The 5,375-nt window shown below is 34.0% G+C and carries 2 protein-coding genes; both read right to left on the reverse strand.

The features are described 5' to 3' along the window. Positions 1-52 precede the first annotated feature (52 nt). Positions 53-823: a hypothetical protein gene (locus ACFIMC_RS07475; RefSeq protein WP_375681073.1), complete on the reverse strand. Its 771-nt coding sequence runs from the start codon at positions 821-823 to the stop codon at positions 53-55. 1,605 nt (positions 824-2,428) lie between these two features. Next, positions 2,429-5,375: type ISP restriction/modification enzyme (locus ACFIMC_RS07480; RefSeq protein WP_375685727.1), on the reverse strand; the 2,947-nt coding region annotated here is incomplete at its 5' end.

Here is a 5,375-nt window from a genome sequence, read left to right on the forward strand (position 1 = left end):
TTTAAATGAGATGTTTAAAGGAGGGCGCCCCCGCCGCGCCCGCGCGTGTCATTTACGCAGCATCACTTTCATATTCGCTGTCATTATCATCGCCATAATACCCTTCAAAATCAGCATAATACTCATGACGATAATAATCATCTTCGCTCCCAAACTCAGGATATGCATCATCACAGATATCTTCATTAGCTGTTAAAGAGGCATTGCTATGAATATATGAAGAACCAGAGATAAGAGCATCACAAATAACGGCATCATCAAAAACACGTGATTCATCACAAATGTAAGCAGAGCCACTTATTTTTGCATTGCCTCCGACATGAGCATCATCACAAATGACAGCATTATCGGAAATATGAGCATGATCAGTGACACGGGCGTTATCATAAATTTGTGCATTGCCTTCAATTACAACGGCGTTGTTAGCATGCGCATTACCAGACAGTTTTGCATTGTCCTTTAATGTCATACCTTCAAAAATAGCATTCCCATAAATTTGAGCATTACCATAGACATCAACAAAAAAGCTTTTTACTTTAGCATTTCCAAAGACGCGTGCATTTTGAAAGACCCGAGCTTTATTATACACCCAGCAATTACCTTCATGAGATAAGTTGCTTTCATTTTCAATATACCCCCCTAAATCGCCTTTTTTGACATCATCAAAATCTCTTAAGGCTCTAATTCGAGTTAAGAAATGACCATCGATATATTCACAATCATCAATAAATTCGTATTTTTTTGCAGGCTCTTGTTGATTAACAGACGTGGTTTCATTTGAAATATTAGAGATAACGGGGGTGTTTTTTGATATATTTTTCATAATTAAAACCTTACTGATTAAATGTTTGTTATTGGCATCTCTATAGAGGCGCCGGGTGCTAACAAACACGGCAGTAAGTCCGTCGTTACACTTTTCCCATAAATGGGTATTGTATGGTGTAACTACACCCGACAAAATCACTATATATGCTAACAAAAGCATAAAAGATAGTCAGTTTTTAATAGGATTAGGTTTATCGCAACCTATTCGCTTACTGTTTAGTGTTGTTAAGCACTTGATTATTTATATAGCAAAATACGTATTTATTGTCAAATAATATTTTATCTTTTTTGATATTTTTTCTTATTTTTTAAATACGTTATGTATTGATAATATCTTATGCTTATTAATTGCTTCTTTTATATTTATGTGCTTTTAAAGATATATTATAGGTTTTATTAAACGATTGCGTTATTTTCTGAATCTATACATTTATAATATTTAGAAACGCTCTCATTATGCGTATTTTAAACTTTATAACCTATCAATTTTGTCACTAAATGGCTTTTAAGATTTCTGTTAATTTCTTTTAATAACACATTTTAGACTTAACAGCCTTTATAGGGACTGTCTTTATAAACAAATGCTTTCATTTGCATTTTTGCTTTCTCTATAGTTGTTATGTTCTTTATAGCCATGGCATCATTTTTCATGTTCATAAGAGAAATGATAAATAGGATAATTGCGATTTATTGTCTGTTATGAAAACACTTATGAAAACATCTCAATAGAAACTGATCATTATAGAGATCAGTAAAATCCCTTTTAATAGACCGTGTCAGTGTTGTCAGTTCCTTTTAGACCTTCTATTATTTTTTTTTATGAGTAAAAATTAAAAACATTATATTTCAATAGGTTAGTATTTTAAAAACATAACTCATATCACTATTACAATCTTTAAAGATAACCAATGATGTGAATTGATTAAAACTTGTCAGTTATGTGTCAGTAAATTGAACTGACAAAATAGATTATTTTAGTGAGTGATTAAAACGTGCTTTATGAAAAGCATATGCTCCTTTAAAGCCTTTTCAAAAGATAGTTTGTAACGCATAAGAAGTACTATCAAGACCATTATGGTTATGAGTTTTGAAGATTTTGAGTATTTTGAGGGTTCCTTTTACGCCCCTTTATATATTATTTTTCAATCAAAAAATAAAAGTTATTATATTTCAATATGTTAATGCTTTAAATAAACAACCTATATTACACACAACACGTAAATACAATCTGTAATATATATAAAAAGGGGTTTTGAAGGTATTTTGAGGGTTTGAGAAACCTTCAAAACCTATAAGTAATATAAGAAAATGAATATACATAACTCTCTTTAAACAAAGCTATCATTTTAGATTACGGTATAATCTTTTAAAGGCAATGTAAAAAAATTTAATTCACTTTAGATAGGGTTTCTTAAAAGTCTTAAAGGCAATCCAAATAAGAGTATCTAAAAGTGCAAGTTTCTTCTTTTTAGAATAACGCATACAAACACTCCTTTTAAAGATTGTATGTAAGCAATTTATAAAGAGGGTATAGAACCTATAGGTTATAAGACCTTATACCCCTTTGTGAGGTTAACATGCCTATCATCTGAGCATGCCAAATCTATTCAGTTTCTCTCATTTCTAATTTTGGTAGTTTTTTTACGATTTTCATTGTTTCTAAACTTACGGTAATAACTCTTTGAAACAACTCTAGAGGGTAGGCAGGGTTGCCAATGGTTTCAACAGCATAGCGATTGGCATCATTGACAATGCCACTCTTTTTATCAGTCTTTACACATTGACGCCCCATAACCCATTCAAGAGCAGGTTTGCCATTGACGATATACTTATAAGCTTCAAGAGGGATATCTGTTATTGTGATATTGCTATTATAAAAAACAGTCGATTTATCCTTTTCCTTACTATTCTTAATTTTTGCGAATTTCATTTCAGTTACATAATAGAATTTTTCGGGATTAGAGATCTCTGTCTGTTTTGGATTACCCTTTTTAAAGGTCACGGGATAAGGCTCTACAGTTTCATAATTCACGTGCAAATGCCCTAGTTCACGTCCAGCATTAACAAACTTCCAAAAATCTTCAGCGCTTTTTACACAAGGGATGCGAGGCAATTCTTTAGAGAGGTTATCAGCATAACGAGCACGATAATCTTCCGAATGTAACAATCCGTAGACGTAATAGAACAAATCATCTTTAGTGATTTTTTCATTCGGATAAGCTGCTTTAAAATGTGCTAATCCTTCATCAGTAATGGCATCACGCCTCTGTAAATCAGCTGTTTTACTTTCTTCTGTAGAAATTAAAAATAAATGGGATTGTTTTTCATTTTTACTTTTTGAAACCGTATCATCTTTGTAAATATAGCGTGGAAAGCATTGACCTGTATCTATTACACTCACATCAGGTACATTTTTAGTCATCAAGATAGAAAATCCACTTCTTGCTCCTACAGAAGAAACTTGTATCACTTTATTTTCAGTCGCTTTTTCTATAGGAAATATCCGCGGCATTTGGTAAACCATATCATTGAAGGTACGATTATAATAAAGCCATCGTTGTGTAAAAGGACGATACAGACTTGGTATGAGGCATGTCTCTTCAAATTCAAAAAACTTTCTTTTTGTCAACTCTTGTTTAAGTCCACGGCTCCAACTTATCTTACTTTCATCTGAATTTACAAAATTATTTACAACATTGGTATGTATTTTACGGTCAGTGTGTGCATAAGTATCATTAAAACGTTCCACTTCACTGTTATAGAAGGCAATCATATTACTCATGTTTTTCGCTAGAGCTTCAGGGCTTGAGTTGTATGTCCAAGCATCACGACTCGTCATAATACCGCGAGAAAAATTTTCAAACAGCTTTTTACCATGACTTTTCTTATCACCTAGGGCTAGGAATGTTTTGAAACTCTCATCACGTTGATTTATCCAATCACCATGTTCATCCGGCGTGATCATTTGCCAACTTTGTTCACGTGTAATGCCATCAATACTACCAAAGTATTCAAGAGCTGTAAGTTTTTCTTTTGTCGTGAAATTATTACCAATGTCATGATAGTAAATTTTACAATCTCCGGAAGCATTGGGATTTTTGATAAACAATGTTATAGCAATACCAGTCATACTACCATTGCCAAAAACATTTTCACCTTCTTGAGCTTTCCCATCGCTTAACATATTTTTACGAATATCCCCCCGTAAATTAAGCACATAAATACTCGTAAACTCTTTGGCTAAAGATTTTCGTAAGCTATCCATTGTTGGCTTTTCTATGTAACCAGAACCAGAAACAAAGCCTATTACCCCAGCATTATCAATACGGTCACTTGCCCAACGAATGGCACGGATATAGCTGTCATAAAGTGCTCGTATATTCGTTACTTTCGATTGAGCAGCATAAGTTTTACGGATACGTTCATCTAATATGGGATAAGGGCTGTTCTTTGCATTATCATTTTCGCTTTTTTGCCCTACTGAATAAGGAGGATTCCCAAAAATAACTTCAATATTGAGGTTTTTCTGAAGTTCTAAATATTCACTGTTTTTCTCTAGTAAACCTCTCATCAGATCTTGTTTTTCAAGCATCCGGAATGTATCGGTCAAACCAATATGCTTGAAAGGAATGTACTCACCTTTCATGATACTATGATAAGTCGATTCAATGTTAATCGCTGCTATGTAGTACGCTAGCAAAACAATCTCATTGGCATGGATATCATGACGGAACTTATATTCCATATCCTCTGGTTTTATGAGCTTTGATTGTAAAAGCCTTGTGATAAAGGTCCCCGTTCCAGTGAAAGGGTCAAGAATAGAAACACCACGTGACCCCAAGCTTTTTCCAAATTCATTGCGTAAAACATCATCAACAGAATGAATGATAAAATCCACGACCTCAACGGGGGTATAAACAATCCCAAGCCTATCCGTGGTTTTCTTAAATGCCTTGGTAAAAAAATCTTCGTAAAGTTTGATAATAAGATTTTGTCTTGCCTGTGGTTCTGTAATGCCAGAGGCACGGAACTTTACGCTGTCATAAAACTCTTGTAATTCTTTGGATTCTTCCTCGATATTGGTTTTGTCGAGTTCTGTTAAGATTTTTTCCATTGCTTGCGAAATGGCATTGTTTTGCACAAATTCATTGCCTTCAAACAAGGCTTCAAACACGGGACGCGTTACAAGATGTTGCGCTAACATCTCAATCGCTTCTTCTTGCTTTATCTCACTGTTTAAGTTGTTTTTTAATTCTTTATAAAACGCATCAAAGGCATGATAAGCTTCGCTTGTTTGATCAGAAAGCATAGTTTGAAGGCGTGTGATATGGTTTTGTGCAATCTCAGCAACATTGCCAGCCCAAATGCCCCAATAATCACTCATAGTAGATTTTTTAACAATCAGTGTTTTGAGAGCATTGGGAAACTCAACAAAAAAAGGTAATCTTCCTGTTACGCTATGACTATGTTGCGGTTCATGAGCTTGTGTCCCAATACGAAGTCCGGATTTTTCTGATTTTTCGTGGAGCGTGATTTCGTCAATAACCGTG

It is taken from the genome of Bartonella sp. AP21QHHD (genome assembly GCF_042196205.1).
Taxonomy (GTDB): domain Bacteria; phylum Pseudomonadota; class Alphaproteobacteria; order Rhizobiales; family Rhizobiaceae; genus Bartonella.

Excerpts from the sequence above, each read along its gene's own strand:
- ACFIMC_RS07475 (WP_375681073.1), bottom strand. The coding sequence starts at position 823 with ATGAAAAATATATCAAAAAACACCCCCGTTATCTCTAATATTTCAAAT.